Raw genomic sequence first — 20,234 nt, 5'->3', positions numbered from 1 at the left:
CTAAATCAATAGTGATTTAGGGCGACCGCCAAGGTAGGCGGTCACTTTATTTGCTTTGCACATTATTAGTTACACCCGTTTTACTGAGACAAACCATGAAAAACAAGCAAGATACTACGGCTAACAAACGCACATCAGCTCAACAAGAGATTGCCATTGTTGGTATATCGCTGCGCTTTCCCGGCGCTAGCAGCAAAGCGCAGTTTTGGCACAACTTAGCAAACAAAGTAAGTAGTATCAGTGAGATCCCAGCGGCGCGCTTTCGATGGCAAGATGACTTTGACCCTGCTCCGAAAAAAGACGAACAAAAAATCGTGAGTAAATGGGGCGGATTTATCGACAATATTGACGGTTTTGATGCCGGATTTTTTGCCATTTCACCTAAAGAAGCGCAAAGCATGGACCCACAACAACGCCTAAGCATGGAGCTGGCATGGCAATGTTTTGAAGATGCGGGTTTGTCTCCAAGCACCTTCAAAAATACCAAAACGGGTGTGTACTTAGGTTGCAGCAATACCGATTATCAAGAGCTTGCCACGGGCAATATCGACCCGCATTTTTTAACGGGCATGTCGACTGGGGTTTTTGCCAATCGCATCTCCCATTATTTTAATTTCCAAGGCCCCAGCGAAACCGTCGATACCGCGTGTTCATCATCTTTGGTTGCATTGCACAAAGCCATGAACGACTTTAATGCCGGTGAAATTAACGCAGCTTTAGTTGGCGGTGTTAACCTGCTAATCACCAAAAGTCGCTATGTGTCATTCAGTAAGCTCGGGGTGTTATCGCCAAATGGCCGTTGCAAAACCCTAGATGCCAACGCCGATGGCTATGTGCGTGGCGAGGGCGTGGGCATGGTACTACTGATGCCATTAGAGCGAGCTTTAAAAGAAAACCTCACGGTATACGGTGTGGTCAAAGGCAGCAGCGTCGGTCATTCAGGTCACACCAATACTCTCACCTCACCCAGTCCTTTTTCTCAATCTCGTGTCATTCAAGAGGCCATCGATAATGCGGGGATCCATAGTGATGATTTATCTTACATTGAGCTACATGGGACAGGCACTCGACTTGGCGACCCAATCGAAATTCAAGGTCTAAAACGCGCTTTTCGTTCTACCAAATCTAAAAAGTCAGACGGAGACTCTACTTGTTATCTCAGCACGGTAAAAACCAATATCGGACACTTAGAGTCCGCTGCGGGCATAGCAGGTATCATCAAGGTGCTTTTGAGTTTTAAACACCAGCAAGTACCGCCGCTACAAAACTTCGAGACGTTGAACCCCAAAATCACGCTGGATAAATCACCGTTTGCCTTAGCAACTGACTGTGTCCCCTTAGAGCAAAATCATGTGCTTGCGGGTATTTCATCATTTGGCTTTGCAGGCGTAAACGCCCATGTGATTTTGCAATCACCACCAGCCAAAATAGCAAATACCGTTAGTTTAGATACGCCAGCCGTGATTGTGCTCTCCGCCAAAAAGCCTGAGGCCTTAAGGGCGCGCGCCAAAGCACTCACAGCGTTTATTGAAGCACAAAACTTAACCGATGATAGCTTGGCAGACTTGGCATTTACCCTACAAGTTGGCCGAGAAGACATGAGCCAACGCTTGGCTTTTAGTGCCAGTGCAATGGCAGAAGTAACAAAACAGCTTAATTTGTTTATTGAAGGCAAAAGCGGCGCTTGGCAGCAAGGTAAAGCAGACAAAGACAACGCGAGTACCTGTATAACAGCAGATAATCAAAACGCCTCAGATGCGCTAAGCCAATGGCTATCAGGTGTAACTGTTGATTGGTCGGCACTCTATCCTGATGCTAAACCGCAGCGACTTGCCCTGCCCGGCTACCCGTTTAACCCAAAACCATACTGGATAACCTCAAAAAAAGACGCGCCTAAAGCCGAAGTTTTACACCCACTACTGCATAAAGCACTACCTGCTTTTGATGAACTGCTATTTAGCTCGACTTTTACTGGCGACGAATTCTTTTTGGCTGACCACCAAGTCAATGGCGAGCGTATGTTACCTGGGGTTTGCACGTTAGAAATGGTCCGTGCAGCCATCGCATTATCCCACAATTTAGATGCGTCTCATGCCATTCAAATTAAAAACGTCAAATGGCTGTGCCCGATTAGCATTGAGCAAGGGACATCCACTGAGCAAAACACCGTTTATCTATCCCTTTGGCAGTCAGATAGTGCAATGCAGTTTGAAGTGTGGCAAAAGCACGAAGGCGCCCAACAAGTCTGTGCCTCAGGAGAGGTGCAAGTGTCGCAACAAAGCGCACCCGTCACCTTATTTGAATTAACCACCGAGTCTGATCAGCTGCTTTCACCAAGTGACGCTTACGCGACCTTTAAAAACATAGGCATAGACTACGGCCCCCGCTTTCAAGGCCTACAGCAGTTAAGTAAACAAGGTACAACAGCAACCGCCAAAGTGGCCGTACCTTCATCGTGCTGCCAAGGCTTTGGCTTAACACCAGCCCTTGTCGACGCGGCGCTGCAATCCTTAATCATATTTGCCGACCAATCACACGCAGCCCTGCCATTTGCAACCGAGCAAGTGTGTTTTTACAACGCGCAGCAATTAAGTGCAGCACAGCACAATGAAGTCTGGGTCAAAGCGACACAAACAAGCAACAACACAGATAACACACAAAAGTTTGATTTGGATATTTGTGATCTCGATGGCAATTTACTTATGGGTATTAAAGGTTTTTCAACTCGAAAAGTATCATTAGATGCTGTCAAACCAAGCACACAAGACTTGCTCACGCTCACACCTTGCTGGCAAGCAGTCAAACCCGACTTTGCAACGTCTCCTGAACTGCACGCAGCTTATGTTGGGCCACAGGCATTAAAACCAGATTGGTTAACTGAAAGTACAGACAACAATCAGCTGGTTTGGCTGGCAAAAGATGAGTACGCACAGCCGCTGGCTTTATTCCAACAACTCAAGCGCATGTTGGCAGACGGGTTTGTTAGTAAGCCACTATCAATCACCTTAGTGACAAAACAAACACAAGCCGTTTTTGGCCAAAATGAACAAGTTAACTGCGAAGGTGCTGGCCTAATTGGCTTACTGCAAAGTGTTGCACAGGAATACCCTAGCTGGACAGTGCGTATCATAGATGCGGAGCAATTAGATTCTATCCCAAGTGAATTCACAGCGCTGCCTGCGGGGTTGTACGCGCATCGTACCGGGCAATATTTTAGCTTTGAGCTGGCGCAGCACACCTTTCTAGACGCGGTAGCTAACAATGCGAGTCTGCAAAAACAAGGCACCTATCTCGTACTGGGCGGGGCTGGCGGTCTTGGCCAAGTATGGAGCGAGTGGATGATAAAGCACCTCGATGCGCAAATCATCTGGCTTGGCCGCCGTGAACTAAACGCGGATATTCAAAGCGATATTGACCGTTTAGCAAAGCTTGGTAAAGCCCCTCTATACATTCAATGTGATGCCAGTGACAAAGATGCAATGGAAAGTGCATCTAAAGACATCGCCCGTCAATTTGGTAGTTTAAATGGTGTGGTGCATTCAATTTTACACCTAGAAGACCAAACGCTGGCAAACATGGATGAAGCGCAATTTAACCGCAGCTATCACGCCAAACAGCAAACCGGAGAAGTCGCACTGGAGGTATTCAGCCAAGCAGATTTAGACTTTTTCTTGTTCTTTTCATCCATGCAGTCGTTTTCTCCTGCTGCGGGGCAAAGTAACTATGCCGCAGGGTGTATGTATCTAGATTCACTTGCCCGCACTTACCAGCATAAGTGCCCAGTTAAAATCATCAATTGGGGATACTGGGGCTCAGTGGGCGTAGTCCAAGACGAGTACTACCAAAAGAAAATGCAGGCTATGAGCATTGGCTCTATCGAGGCAGAGCAAGGCATGCAAGCACTTGCGACCTTGATGGGCTCAAACTTAACGCAAGCGGGCGTGCTTAAAATCACGCAAGCCGCATTATCCGATACCTTTAAGTTACAAAGCTATAGTGCACAAGGCGCACAGCATACAATCGCAAAGCAAAGCTATCAACATCAAGCGCCTAAACAAGATAGCAAAGCGCAGGTTGACCTAAACCAACTTTGCGCGGCGCTCTACCAAGCGGGTTGGCAACAGCCAGCCCAGCGTGAACATGCCCTCACCACTTTGCCTGAGTACTTCAGTAAGTGGTGGACAGAGACCGAGCGCCATTTAGAAGCACACCAGCTAATGAAAAATGGTGTTATTCAAGATGTTGAAGCAGCCCATAACTCAAACTCATCGGAGAATCTACAAGATAATTGCTTGGCGAATTTGCCTGCCATTTTAAATGGCGAGATCAAAGCCACAGATGCGCTCTTTCCCAATGCATCCATGGCCTTAGTCGAAGCGGTTTATCAAAATAACCCAGTTGCGGATTATGCAAATTCGGTATTGATTGAGCAGCTGAGAACCTACTTGGCGACAGCCAACTTGGAATCAATACGCGTGCTTGAAATTGGCGCAGGTACTGGCGGCACGACTCGCTCGGTCTTGCCAGCGCTTAAGCCGTGGCAAGTTGAAGAATACGCATATACTGATTTATCTAAAGCATTCTTTAACCATGCCAAGGCGCAGTATCAGACTGATTACCCATTTGTTGACACCAAATACCTAGATATCAGCAAGCCTCTTGCAGGGCAAAATATTGATATCGGCAGCTATGATGTGGTGATTGCCACTAACGTTCTTCATGCCACAGCGGACATTAAAAACACCCTGCAAAATGCCAAAGCTTGCTTAAAGCAAGGCGGTGTTTTACTTATCAATGAAGTGGTACACACCTCCTTATTTACACATCTGACATTTGGCTTGTTAGAGGGGTGGTGGCTAAGCCAAGATCAGCACTTGCGCTTAGCAGGCTCGCCAATGTTGTCTATCGAAAACTGGCAACAAGCCCTTATTGAAACTGGATTTGTAAACGCCTTTGCCGCTGGCGATACCAACGCGCCTCAGCAAGTTTTTTGCGCCCAGAGCGATGGGTTTTCTTTACAAGCAAAAACGCCAACACACACCAAGAAAAAAGACAATCACAAAGCAACACAGAGTATGAGCAGTACATCAATACAACAGCCACAACACAATGCAGATCCCTCCGCGCTGACTGAATTTGTCCACAATGCGCTATTTGACATTGCAAGTGCCGCCCTAGACATGGCTCCTAACGAGCTAGACGCAGATGAGTCCTTTGCAGATTATGGGGTAGACTCTATTTTAGCCATTCAAATGCTGGATGAGATCAATGCCAAGTTTAACGTAAACTTGGCAGCAACCTTGCTATTTGACTACCCATCAATTGACACATTGAGTGCTTATATAATCGCAGAACACAAAGAGCAGGTTTTAGCGATAATGCCATCACAAATCAACAGTAATGCATCTGAACACGCTGTTAAAACCAATACAAACTCTGATAGCACGCACAACTTGCGCAAGCACAGCTCACACACCAAAGCGGTGCAAGCAGAGCAAGAAAACTTAACAACACAAGCAACTGCGCACAGTGGTAAAATCGCCATTGTAGGCATGAGTGGTCAATTCGGTGATGCAGACAATCTCGAAGAATTTTGGTCCATGCTGGCGGAAAAACGTACCTCGGTCAAGGCACAAACGCGATGGGATTTATCATGCCTTACTGAAAATCAGCAAAGCTGGAGTAAATATGCCAGCTTGCTGAATGACATCAGTCTGTTTGATGCGCCCTTTTTCTCGATTACACCGCAAGAAGCCATGTACATGGACCCACAGCAAAGACTCTTTTTGCAAGAGGCGTATAAAGCATTAGAAGATGCCAATATGATCACCAAAGTCGCAGGCCAAAATGTCGGCGTGTACTTGGGTTGTGCGCAAAGTGATTATGCAGGATTAGCCGAAGAAGACGCGCCTGCACAAGTGTTTTGGGGCACTGCAGGATCGGTTATCCCAGCTCGAGTCTCTTACTTTTTAAACTTAAAAGGCCCTGCTCTTGCCATAGACACCGCGTGTTCTTCCTCTTTGGTTGCCCTTCACAGTGCGTGTCAGGCTTTAAATAACAATGAGATCAGCAGCGCCCTTGTCGGCGGTGTTGCCACGTTATGTACACCCAAATTTTCAATCCATGCGGGTAAAGCAGGCATGCTGAGCCCAGATGGCACCTGCTATACCTTTGACGATCGCGCCAATGGCTTTGTGCCCGGTGAAGGCGCAGGTGTGCTCGTACTGAAAAAACTTGAAGATGCCGAGCGCGATGACGACCACATTTACGGTGTGATCCTAGGCTCTGCCACCAATCAAGACGGTACCACCAGCGGGATCACCGCGCCAAGTTCTTTATCACAAGAGCAATTGCACCGCGATATTTACACACGCTTTGATATTGCACCCGACTCAATTCAAATGATAGAAGCCCATGGTACAGGCACAAAACTGGGCGACCCCATTGAGTTTCAAGCGCTGACTCGGGCATTTAGAGCCCACACCGACAGCAACGAGTTTTGTGCGCTGGGCTCGGTCAAAACCAACATCGGCCACTGCCTGACCGCAGCCGGCGTTGCTGGGGTGATCAAAGCACTACTTGCCATGAAACACCGCACAATTCCTGCCTCGCTTCACTATGAGCAAGGCAACAGCCACATCAATTGGCATAACACGCCATTTTTTGTCAACCAAGAAGCCATCGCATGGCAAAGCGACAACGGGCAAAAACGCCGTGCTGCGGTGAGCTCCTTTGGCTTTAGTGGCACCAACGCCCATGTTGTACTTGAAGAATATCAGCCTCAATCAATCAAGCAGCAAAACACCGTTTCTCATCCGGTGATCATCACGCTTAGCGCCAAAAGCAAAGAGTCACTCAATGACAAAGCGCACGCCTTGAAGTCATGGCTGACACGCAAAAATATACAAGACAGCGCCCTAACTAGCCTTGCCTTCACGCTACAAAGCGCCCGTGAAGAGATGGGCTATCGTATGGCATTTACCGCAAGCACCATTGCAGATGTGCAAGATGGCCTGACGCAATTTATAAACAAGGCACGTGGTCACTACAAGCAAGGGGAAGTCAAACAAGGTAAAGAGATTTTAAGCGCACTGGATAGCAGTGATTTTATGCGCTGGATAGAGCAAGGCGACTTGAATAAGTTGCTGGCGCTTTGGGTTGTTGGTGCTGACATCGATTGGCCTTTATTGTACGCACAGCAAACGCCAGCGCTATTGCGTTTACCCACTTATCCGTTCGCGAAAACGTCATTTTGGCTGCCAGAAAAAAGTACACATAAGCCAGCTGAAAAATGCGAGCCAAGTTCTGCACTCAACTTTAATAGTCCAAGCGCAAACGAGCAAAACACGCAAACGTTTGAACCTGTACCACACACACCAACTGCACAATCATCCACTGCACCGTCCGCACTGCTCCATTACACTGCAAACTGGGCAGACAAGCCGTTAACTTCTACTGAGCCTGCGACATATCATCGTCAAGTTGTATTGCTTGGTGATGACTTACCGGAAATATACTCGGTATCAAGCACGCGTCTAAGCTGCACAGCTACTGAAACTCAAGCGCAATTAGAAGTCTATACAAATGGTCTTATCGACTATTTTAAGCAGCTCGAACTGCAGCAAGGCACCATCACCAAAAAGACACCGAGCAAGTTACTTGTTCAAGTTGTAGTGAAAGACCAAACCACACTTTTATCTGCACTCAATGGTGTGCTGAAAACAGCCGCTATCGAATACAGTAACATTGAGACTCAGCTTATTGCCGTTGATGATACAAATAATTTTGAGCACCTTGTTGAGAATGAAGCAAAAAAACAAGACGCCTGTATACGCTATCAACAAGGGCAGCGACAAGTTTTAACCTTTGATTTGCAAGCCTATCAGCAAGTTGACACCACCACTTTGCCTTGGAAAGAAGATGGTGTGTATGTCATAACAGGCGGCCTTGGTCAGCTTGGCCAAACCTTTGCCAAAGAAATCATCCAACATACTCAACAAGCACATATTGTGTTCGTTGGCCGCCGTGCACATAACAATGAGATTCAAACACACCTAGATGCACTTGGTGACGAGCCTTCAAGATTGAGCTATGTATCGTTGAATATTGCCAATCATGATGACGTTAACGCCCTGTTTACAAGCCTCAAAGCCAAGCATGGTGGTATCACAGGCATAATTCACAGTGCTGGGGTGATCAAAGACCAACTGATAAGCAATAAAACGCCGCAAGAAGTCGCGCAGGTGTTTGCACCAAAAGTGGCTGGCTTAATCGCTTTAGATGAAGCAAGTAAAACATGTGATTTAGACTTTTTTGTCTGCTTCTCTTCCATTGCAGGTGTATTTGGCAATATGGGACAGGCAGATTATGCCTGTGTTAACGCCTTTATGGACCGTTTTATGGCAGCTCGTCAAACGCAAGTATCACAAGGCATGCGAAGCGGTTTAAGCCTGTCAATTAACTGGCCATTGTGGTCAGAAGGCGGCATGCAGGTTGACTCATTAACCACGTCTATTTTGCAATCTCAAGGCATTGAAGTCATGCCGAATGAAGTCGGTATCGACGCGTTTTATCGTATTTTCACCTTGCACACCCCCCCTACTCAGCACTGTTTTTTATACGGCGATGCCAGCAAATTAACACAGCTTTGGCACAAGCCTAGCACCACAACTCAGCGCATCAACACCGGCTCTGTAGAGGGTGGAAAAAGCCACGCCCAGATCCGCGACCACGTTAAATCTATTATTACCGACATCACTAAAATCGATGTGCAAGATTTAGACGATGAGGTTGACTTTAAGGACATGGGCTTTGACTCCATCATGCTGATGTCAGTGGTACAACAGCTTGAGTCTGATACGTTTTTAAACATTGAAGCTTTACCACCCGCACTGCTTTTTGAGATAAGTACCATCAATGAGTTATGCGACTATTTGGCTGCACACCAATTGCCAACACAAGTGGATGAGCCCTTAGTTAAAAGCACACCAGACAGTGCAAATTTACATAGGCCTATGCCACTGTCAAAAGCCCAGCAAGGTCTGTGGTTACTACACAAGCAAAACCCGCAACTAAGCACTTACCACGTACCAATGGTTTTTGAAGTCAATGACTTGAATGTGGACTGCATGCAGGCTGCGCTTAACTGGCTTAGCCAAAAACACCCCATTTTGTCTGTGCAGCTTGCTGAAGTGGAAGGCTTGCCTCAACAACAAATCACAGGGCTTACACCCACACTAGAGCAAAATCACACGCCAGTGGCATCAAAATCAGCCTTGATTGATTTGATCCAAGCTGACATCAAGCAGCCATTCGCACTGAAACAATCTCACTCAGCACACAGCCCGCTGCTGTGGCGCGCAACACATTGGCAAATCAACGGCCAGCTCGATGTAGTGGCTTTAGTATTCCACCACCTCATCATTGACGGTGTCTCTGCGACTCTATTGCTTGAACAATTATGGCAAACTTACCACAACCTCGTCGCCAATGAACCGCTAGAGCAAGCTCAACCAGATACTGGCTTTTTCACCTACCTTGAGTGGGAAAAGAAGATGCTTAACAGCGAGCAAAGCACACAGCTAAAACATTATTGGCTAACACAATTGCAAGGTATTGAGTCTGAGCTGACATTAGTTGGCAAGCAAGAAAAGCAAAGTGCGAACAAGCAAGCAAAGCGACTTGAGCTGGCGATAAATAACAACCAAGTGCAGCGTATTCACCAATTTTGCAGTAGCAATAAGATAAACCCTGCTGCGTTTTTCTTATCTGCGTTTCAAACCCTGTTGAGTGCCAAAACGCAACGTGATGACATCACTTTGGGCGTGCCAGTGCTGCACCGCCCAACCAATGAGATGGCCAACTCATTAGGCTTGTTTGTAAACCAGCTGCCACTTAGCGCTTCAGTAATCCAAACACACTCATTCTCGCAATTGGCATCACAAAACCAACACCAGCTTAGCGAACTCATAAAACACAGCGGCTATCCATTTGCAGAAATCGTCCGCGCAATGGGTGCGAAACGCGCGATGCACAGCCATCCGATTTTCCAGATCGGGTTTGCCTACCATAACTTCTTAAAACAAGATTGGGTTGAGTCCAATCAAGACTTGATGAATGCCATTTGGCCTGAATGTTTGCAAGAGCCTGAACTAGATTTAAGTTTGGATGTCACGCCTTTATCGAATACTTTTAAGATCGCATTTAAATTTGATGAAGCCGTCTATCCATCAGCCGTGATAGATGCACTGGCTAAAGACTATGCAACTTTGATTGATGATGTGATGTTTGCTGCCAAGCAAGCACTTGGCAGCTTACCAATCTTTGCTAACTTGCAAACAAAGCCAGGAGCTCAACAGACCTTAATCGATTTGTTTGAAGCACAAGCCACTACGCACCCTGAACACATTGCAATTGGCTTTGGTATGCAATCAATCAATTATCGTCAGCTTAACGACAAAGCCAATCAATTTGCACACACGCTCTTAAATCACCCTGAATTTAAGCTAGGCACTGAAAACCTTATTGCGCTATGTGCCAAACCTTCTATTGAATTAATCGTCGCGATACTGGGTATTTTAAAATCAGGTGCAGCCTATGTGCCCCTTGATCCCAACTCACCTGCGGCACGCATTCAACATATTTTAGCAGACGCCAAACCAAGCATTTTAGTACTTGGCGAAGAGATGCCACATGCAGAGGCCAACCAACATCATCAAGTGATTAACTTGCAAGCTGCCCTTGCAACGACTGTTCAGGTTGCCAATATCAATCGTTCATCTGCATCCAACTTGGCTTACATCATTTATACATCGGGCTCAACGGGCAAGCCAAAAGGCGTTTTGGTTGAGCATCGCAATGTATGCAGCTTGTTTAATAACACCCAATCATTATTTGAGTTCAATGAGCAAGACACTTGGTGCTTGTTCCACTCTTATGCCTTTGATTTTTCGGTGTGGGAAATTTGGGGCGCGCTACTGCACGGTGGCAAGCTTTTGATCCCTGATGAGCTTACTCGCAAAGAATCCGTGCGTTTTGCCAAGTTTGTTATTGATAACCAAGTGACTATTTTAAACCAAACGCCATCGGCATTTTACCCACTGATGGACAACTTGTTGGCAAGCCCACACAATGCACTGCGTAAAGTGATATTTGGTGGTGAAGCACTCGATGTGAGCAAGCTGGCTCCTTGGTTTGAGCAAACACAACCACACGCTGAACTTGTAAACATGTATGGCATTACTGAAACCACGGTACATGTGACCGAAGTCACCATAGATGCGAGCATGGTATATGGCGCACAAGCACACAGTATCATAGGTCGTGCCTTACCCGGCTACGACGTGTTGTTGTTAGATGAGCAATTTAACCCAGTTCAAGTAGGGCAAGTTGGTGAGATTTTTGTCGCAGGTTGTGGCGTGACTCGAGGCTATCACAATCAGCCCGCACTGACTGACACGCGCTTTATTACTCACAGCACCGGCAAACGCCTTTACCGTTCAGGTGATTTAGCCCGTTTCAATGAGTCTGGCTTACTGGAGTACATGGGCCGAGCTGATGACCAAGTTCAGATCCGTGGTCACCGCATTGAGTTTGGCGAAGTACAACACGCACTGCAATCATTGATCTACATCACAGACGCCTATGTCACTAGCGCACAAAAGCAACGTGGCCAAGTATTAGTGGCCTATATCATTGCCCCCGATGCGCCATCAACTGCGAAGATCCGTTCTGATTTATTGAGCAAATTGCCTGAATACATGATACCTGCTTATTTTGTATTGGTGCCCCATTTCCCAATTACTTCAAACGGTAAAATAGATAAGCAGACATTATCAAAGCAGTTACCATTTGTGCCGTCACAAACGGCAATGTTAGAAGCAAAACCTAACGCTCGCATCAGCACAGCAACGCTAAAACTAAACGAGCAATCAGAGCTCAAAGCAACGGTTGCGCAAATTTGGCAGCAAGTTTTAGAAGTCGACCACGTCGCCTCCAACGTGCCTTTTTTTGAAGCTGGCGGTGATTCACTGCTGGCCAATGTGCTCACTGCTAAGTTTAAGTCACAGTTAGATGTTGAATTTCCGCTCACGCAAATTTTTCAATCCAGCACCATAGAAGCGATGACAGACTTTATCGCCCGAGCGCAAAGTACCCATACCCAAGCGCCTGCTCAAGTGATAACGAGCGACGCAGCTAATAGCGATTCTCACAATCAAGATAATCGCACTCAAGATATCGCACTGATCGGCCTGTCTTGCCAGTACCCTGATTCGCAGAACCACACTGAATTTTGGCATAATTTGGTCAACGAAAAAGACTTACTCAAACGACTCAGCGAGTCTACTGAACAAGGCGACATTACCTGGCTCGACTCTTGGGTTGAAGGCCAAGATCAATTTGATCCAGAGTTTTTCAATATCTCTGAAAAGAACGCCAAGACGATGAGCTACTCGCAACGTCAATTGCTACTACATGCATGGAAAGCCATTGAAGATGCTGGCTACTGCGTTGAAAACATGCCAAATACGGGCGTGTATGTGTCTTCCTCTGGTGCGGATAACCCAGATTTAAACCTGCAAGACAAGTTTAAAGATGGTCAGTTTATTTTAAATGCACAAGACTATGTGGCTTCGACCATTAATCAACCCGGTACACTGCCAACCACTATTTCATATCATCTTGGCTTTACTGGCCCAAGTTTGTTTGTGCACTCAAACTGCTCATCGTCTATGTCTGCCATATCGCTGGCATGCAGCGCACTAAAAGCTGGCGAGATTGATTACGCCATTGTCGGCGCAGCTTGTCTTTACCCACAGCGCTTCACCGGATATGAGTACGAAAAAGGGCTCAACTTTGCAGGCGATGCACGCTGTAAGGTGTTTGATGAACAAGCCGACGGTATGATTGGCGGCAGCGGCGTGTCTGTGATTGTATTAAAACGCGCCGATGATGCAGTCAATGACGCTGATAACATCTACAGCCTCATTCGTGGTATCAAGGTAAATAACGACGGCAAAGACAAAGCTGGCTTTTTCGCTCCGGGCACCAAAGGCCAAATGCACGTCATAGAGGAAACTTTAAAAGCGTCAGACATCTCCCCTGCTTCTATCAGTTATGTGGAAGCCCATGGTACTGGCACTGCTCTTGGTGACCCTATTGAGTTTTCATCTTTGCAGCAGGTCTATCAGCAATATAGCGGCGACAAACAGTTTTGCGGCTTAGGCGCGGTTAAATCTAACCTAGGTCATACCGATACGTTAGCGGGCCTCACTGGCTTAATCAAAACATCGTTGGCGCTTTATCACAAAAAGCTGCCAGCCTCATTGCATTTCAATAACGCTAATCCGCACATAGATTTAGCAAATTCCCCCTTTTATGTAGTCGATAGCACACGAGATTGGCACACACCGCTACTACCAAGACGCGCAGCTGTGAGCTCTTTTGGTATTGGCGGCACCAATGCCCATGCGGTACTAGAAGAAGCCAATGACATCGAGCATCACGAGCTTGAAAACCAGCTGATAAATACACCGGCCATCATTGTGCTCTCAGCACACACGCACACTGTATTAGACAAGCAAGTCGCGCAATTACACGACTATTTGTCTGCTAACAACTTAACTGAGCAAGACCTAAGAAGACTCGCTTATACCTTACAAATTGGCCGCACGGTTATGCCAATTCGCACAGGCTTTGTCGTCAGTTCCATTGCTGAGCTAAAAACAAAACTTGCGGAGTACGTGCCAACAGCTACAACAAAGCCAACACACTCAATTGATTTAGAGCGTGCGATAAAACTTTTAGATCATCAAGAGATCTTAGCCCATTGGGTAGAGACTGGTTTTACAAACTGGGAGTTTATTTATCAAGGTGTTAAGCTGCCAAAGCTTAGCCTACCTACTTATCCATTTGCGCTTAAAGCAATACCTCTAGGTAACCAACAGCCAGTAAAAACGCCAAATACAAGTCGTGAAGTTAACTCAGAGACGACATTGAAAATCCCAGTGTGGATTAAAAAAAGTTTGGCTAAACATCAACAAACATCACAATGTGATAAGACTGAAAACCACCTTATTTTATGTGACTTTACAACGGCTGTATTTAACAATAAGCAACCTAAAAATACGGTACACTTACTTCAATCACCTCACTTTGCCATTGAACAAAAAGTCTCAGATTTGGGCTTTAAATTAGTCCAACTAATACAAAAAATAGTCGCGAATAAGAAGCCAGTAAAATTACAATTGGTCATTAATGACAATAGCTCTACCGACACATTAGATAATTTTTATACTTGTTTCCATGCACTATTAAAAACCGCGAGCATTGAGCATAGCGCTTTAGAAACACAAATATTGATACTCAATGAATCAACCATTCAAAATGATTTAGACACAATACTGCATACTGAATTAGATGATTTTAGAGACCCATTTGTTCGTTACAAACATGATCAACGAGAGGTATTGAGTTATCAGAAAGTCGCAAAGTCAAGAACATCAATGCCTTTTAAAGCTCAGGGTGTTTATTTAATCACAGGCGGTTTTGGTGGTATTGGCAAACATTTCATCAATGAGCTAAGCAAACATAACTTTAATAAAACGATTATTGTGGTGGGCCGCAAGGCTGAAGATCATCCAGAAGTAAAAAAACAACTCAATGAACTAAAAACATCCAGCATTCAACTGCACTACCAGAGTATTGACGTATCAAATAAGATGGACGTTCTTCTCCTTGTTAGAGATATTGTCGCAAAACATGGCGCATTATCAGGTGTCCTTCATACAGCAGGACTAGTTAAAGACACATTACTTAACAAAAAAGAAGCGCTCGCATTCAACCAAGTTTTAGCACCCAAAGTAAACGGCGTCGTTGCACTTGATGAAGCAACTCAAAACATCAAACTCGACTTTTTTGTTTGCTTTGCAGGACTTAGTGGCGTCAATGGTGCGGCAACGCAATGCGATTATGCAACTGCAAATGCCTTTTTAGACAGTTATATGCACTATCGTCATACGCTATCTCAACATGGTAAGCGCCATGGTATAAGTGCAAGTATTGACTGGCCATATTGGCAGGATGGGGGGATGAAAATAAATCCAGACTTCGTTGAAATCATGAATCTCAATGGTCTTTACCCAATGCCAACATCAGCCGGGATTAGCGCTTTTTATCATGCTTTAGAAAAACCTCAGACATTAGTAGAGTTTGTTCAAAATGCGGATAGCGACAAACATAATCAATCTCGTACTCAAACAACGGCACTGTTTGAAAGCATTGAAATAATGCAAGCAACATTAAAAGCCAATCTTGTAGCTATGGCCGCAAAAATTTTAGGTATTCAACCTGATACATTAGATGCAGATACAGATCTGGGCGACTTAGGCGCTGATTCAATCGCCTTCATTACTTTCATAAATCAAGTAAATGCAAAATTTGATCTGAAACTGTCTCCTAGTATCCTATTCATGCATTCGACAATTAACAGCATACTAGCCCACATAATAGAAGAGCACAGTGAAGTTCTGCTAAACAATAAACCAATAGGCCCAGATAAAGCTGAAGTCGAAAACACCATCAAACGAGCAGCTAAGAAAGATGAATTAATCGCAGTTATTGGTATGAGTGGTCAATTCCCGCAGGCTGATAACCTTGACATATTTTGGCAAAACCTAGTTGAGAGCAAAGACTGTGTTAACAACTTTGATTGGACACACATAGATTCTGAACTAAGCACTTCACAGCAACTGCCGAATGATATCAACTGGTTGGGTCGACTTGAGCGAAACCAGGACTTTGATCCTTTATTTTTCAATATTGCTCCAGCTGAAAGTGACCGCATCACCTTACAAGAAAGCTTGCTAATGACACACGTATGGCAATGTATTGAAGATGCAGGCTACGACCCTAAATCTCTTGGTGGTAGTAATACGGGCTTATTTATTGGATGTCAGGCTGGCTATTATGAGGGATTAATCACCTCTTCTGCCTACGCGCCAAATCGCATGAGCTACTTTTTGGATTTACACGGTCCGAGTGAAGGCGTTGACACCACCTGCTCGTCTTCTTTAGTTGCCATCCACAAGGCTGTGCAAGCCATTCAAAATGGTGAATGTGATCAGGCCATCGTAGGCGGTGTGAATATCATTGACTCTCCAAGTGCATCAATAGCAATGCACGATATTGGGGCGCTTTCACCTACGGGACGCTGTCGAACATTTTCAGCAAATGCAGATGGCATTGTACGCGGTGAAGGTGTAGGCATGATTTTTATTAAAAAGCTTTCTAAATCAGAACAAGATAAAGATCATATTTACGCAACAATTTTAGGCTCAGCCATTAATCACGGCGGTAAATCTCAAGGGTTTACTGTGCCAAATGCAAAAGCACAAACCCGTCTTTTAGACAAAGCATGGCAAAACGCTGGTATTGAACCAAGCTCACTCAGCTATATAGAGTGCCATGGAACTGGCACATCGCTTGGCGACCCTGTTGAGTTAGATGCGCTCAAGGCTGCATATAAAAACCTGAACACACCTTCCGAGAGCGCCCTTAGTTGCTCTCTGGGGTCTGTGAAAAGTAACATCGGCCACCTTGAAATTGCCGCAGGCATTGCTGGGGTGATCAAGGTATTGTTGCAACTTAAACACCAAACACTAGTGCCGTCACTACACGTAGATGAGCTCAACCCATATTTGGGCCTTGAAAACTCACCATTCAAAGTGCAAACAGAAATGTCACCTTGGCAAAGCGAGCAACCTCGTCGTGCTGGTGTCAGCTCTTTTGGTATCAGTGGTGTTAACGCCCATATCGTACTCGAAGAATACTGCAAAAAGCCGACTACTGAGACTAAAAAACCCGACGCTGAATCTGCAATCGTGCTTTCAGCTACAAGTCAATTAGCGCTAGAACAGAAAATTAAAGCACTCAATACTTATCTCATGCAGCAACCGAATGTGCCTTACGAGTCCCTCATTTATACGCTCCAAATAGGTAGAACAGCCCACAAGTACCGTACTGGCTGGACAGCTTCTTCTGTTGCGGATTTAAAGCAAAAAATAAGCACAGAGCTTGAAAGCAACACCTTGAAGATAAAAAAGGTGCCGAGTACAAAAGTTGAGGCGATTGCAGATGACGATGTGCTAAAGCTTGTAAACAATCCAGCGGCTTTAATGCGCTTTTGGCTTGAAGGGCATCCAATTAATTGGTCTGCATTGTATAAAAATCCGGTGCAAAAAGTCAGCTTGCCAAGTACACCGTTTTTAATCTCTAAAAAATCAACCGCACCTTGGTTGCTTCTTGAAAACCAGTGGCAAGCCGTGTCTCTGAGCTGCCCGATCGACTGGCAAGCACAATTAAGGCTTTTGCTTGGCAGTAAAAAAGGCCTCGTCGTCGCAAAAGATATGCAAAGTGTTGAGCCACTTTACACTATGCTCTCTGACTGTGACGTTAAAATAGTAAACTTTGCAGAGCTAGAACAACTGATATTCACTCAAGATACTTTACCTAGCTTTGTTTACTTCATTGCCGATCATACAGAAAAAAAATCTGAGCAAATAAAGCCTCTATACGAGTTTATACAAGCCATTTCCAAGTTTGATAAACACACTATGCAGTTGTTTTACGCTTTGCCATATAGCGATGAGAATACCAGCAATGAAGACATTAGCGCTTTACTCAGAAGTTACACTATGCGTAATCCTGACCATATATGGAACCTCATTGAATTTGCTGATAACTGCTCTGAATGGGCAAACAAACTACTACAAGAGCTAGTATGCCCGAGCTTAAACAACGATGCCACCCAACCTAACCATGTGAAATACCAAGGTCAATCTCGTTTTGGCTCAATCCTGACTAAAGCGGCTTTACCTGCAAATAACTCAGCCCTTCGTGCAAACACCTTTAAGCAACAGGGTGTGTATTTGATTGCTGGCGCACTGGGTGAACTAGGCATGGCACTGTGTGAGCAGTTATTAACGCAGTTTAACGCCACCCTTATTTTGCTTGGCCGACGCAAAGAGACACAATGTAGTGACTCACTCGAACAACTAAAAGCATCTAAACAAGGTCAGGTCCATTACTTAAGTACAGATATCGTTTGCGAGCAAAGTCTTGAAGAGGTTCACAAGTATTTGGATGAACAAGGCTTGCAGCTAAATGGCATACTGCATTTAGGTACCGACTTTAAAGAAGATGAAAACAGTTGGGCTGACTTTGAGCATGCCATACAAGTCAAAATGCAAGGCTCAATCAATCTTGACAAGGTATTTTCACAGACCGACCTTGATCTGTTTGTGATGTTTTCATCCATGGCAGTATTTGGCAGTTTGAACCATCTGTCTTATTCATATGGTAATGGCTTTCAAAATGCATTTGCTCGCACCCGTCAACAACAAGTGCTGAAAGGTGAAAGACATGGTCAAACATTAGCCATTAATTGGGGTTACTGGCACTCGAACGACCCAGTTAAAAGCATCGAAAATAGTTTTGCCGAGAAAAAAGGCTATCAGCTAATCACCATGCCAGACGCTTTTGACTTAATGCAAAGTTTATTAGGTTCAGAAGCTACTAATATAGGGGCTTTACTTAGCCAAACACCTGATAAAATTTATCAAAATACGATGCATTTAATGTCTCGCAGAACTACACCAATTCAAAAAGCAACATATTCTAAAAACATACCTATAGAAATTACGACTAGTTCTGACATTCGAGGCGCTGTGATCAAAATCGTCAGTAATGTTATTGGCATTTCAGCAGAGGAGTTAGATCTGGACTGTGATCTTTACGATTATGGCTTTGATTCTATTTCTCTATTGAAAACATTTCAGCAGCTTAAAGATCAGCTCAACATTGAATTACAAGCCGATCTATTTAAAAACATGAACACCATATCTGCATTTATTGACGACATAGAGAAAGCCTACTCTCAACATAGCAATAGTAATAATCAGTCCAACTTAAATATAACGCCTGATTTCATTCTAGATGCGGGTTTCAAAACCAATGAAGATACAACGACATTAAAGCATGTTTATGAAAGTGAGATAAGCTCGATTCTACTCACCGGAGCCACTGGTTTCTTAGGATGTCATATTTTACAACAACTTTTAGACGAAACTGACGCCATAGTTTTCTGTATCGTGAGAGCACACTCTCTAAAACAAGCCAAGCAGCGTATTCAAGATACAGCACAAAAGTATAAGTTAAAACTTGACCTTACACGTATTGAGCCGATGCTTGGAGACATGGAAAAGCCACAACTTGGCTTATCTGAGAAAAACTGGCAACACTTATGTGAGCAGGTTCAGCACATTGTTCATACAGCGTCTTATGTTAATCATATTCAACCTTATTTTGCATTTAAAAAGTCGGTTGCAGGAACCACCCAACTGTTAAACATCGCAACTTCGCATACACTTAAAATGATGCATTTTGTATCAAGCACCACGGCGAGCACACAAGTACAAAATTCACATTTCTCTGTGAATCCAATTGAAGATTTTATTGACGAAGAAGACGCAAAACTCATTTGTAGTGGCTATGGGCAGTCTAAGTGGGTACAAGAAGAGAATATTCGTCAAGCCTCTGAATTAGGCGTCCCCTACACCATCTACAGATTTGCTCAAATTTCAGGCTCTTCAAAAACTGGCATCGGTAACACTGACGACATCTTCCATCGTATTTTAAAAATGATGATGTCAACGTCGATCCAACCGAAGAATATGCCGTATTTGCTAGATATCATCCCGGTCGATAAAGCAGCCAGCTCTGTAGCCAAAGGCATGAATGATAAAGAGAAGCGAAACACCGTTTTTCATGTATCAAACTCTTCGCCATTACCGATTAATGAGTTTTATGAGTTTTATGAGTTTGTCAAAAAGGAGCAGTTAACTTTTCAGCAAAGTGACAAAAGCGCATTTATAGCAGCGTGTAGAGACTACATTGAACAAAAAACTGAAGGCAATACGCAAGTAATCATGGAAGGATTACTTACACAAAGGCCTGGCTACGATGAGTATCTATTTGAGACGTATCTCATGCCAATGTCGCCTTATGATAAAGACAACTTTAATCAATTATTAAGTCGATATGGTATCGAGTTAACGCCTTGGAAAACACTTTACTCAACTTATTTTGATTACTGGAAACAAGATGAGCACTTTAAAGAAATATGGCCCTATAAACACGAAATAGAAAGCGAATAATTCACACAAAACACCAAGCAA

1 protein-coding gene is annotated in these 20,234 nt (G+C 44.6%); it reads left to right on the top strand.

Annotated elements, in window-relative coordinates; translation table 11 throughout:
* Positions 1-95: 95 nt before the first annotated feature.
* Positions 96-20,213: a non-ribosomal peptide synthetase gene (locus PP2015_RS21975; RefSeq protein WP_058032214.1), complete on the top strand. Its 20,118-nt coding sequence runs from the start codon at positions 96-98 to the stop codon at positions 20,211-20,213.
* Positions 20,214-20,234: the final 21 nt, after the last annotated feature.

The sequence above is a fragment of the Pseudoalteromonas phenolica genome, from assembly GCF_001444405.1.
GTDB classification, from domain to species: domain Bacteria; phylum Pseudomonadota; class Gammaproteobacteria; order Enterobacterales; family Alteromonadaceae; genus Pseudoalteromonas; species Pseudoalteromonas phenolica.
The sequence above is the reverse complement of the archived record's forward strand: the minus strand, read 5'-3'. Positions and strand labels throughout refer to the sequence as shown.

Bases quoted from the DNA above. Each gene is read 5' to 3' on its own strand.
- PP2015_RS21975 (WP_058032214.1), top strand. From the start codon at position 96: ATGAAAAACAAGCAAGATACTACGGCTAACAAACGCACATCAGCTCAA.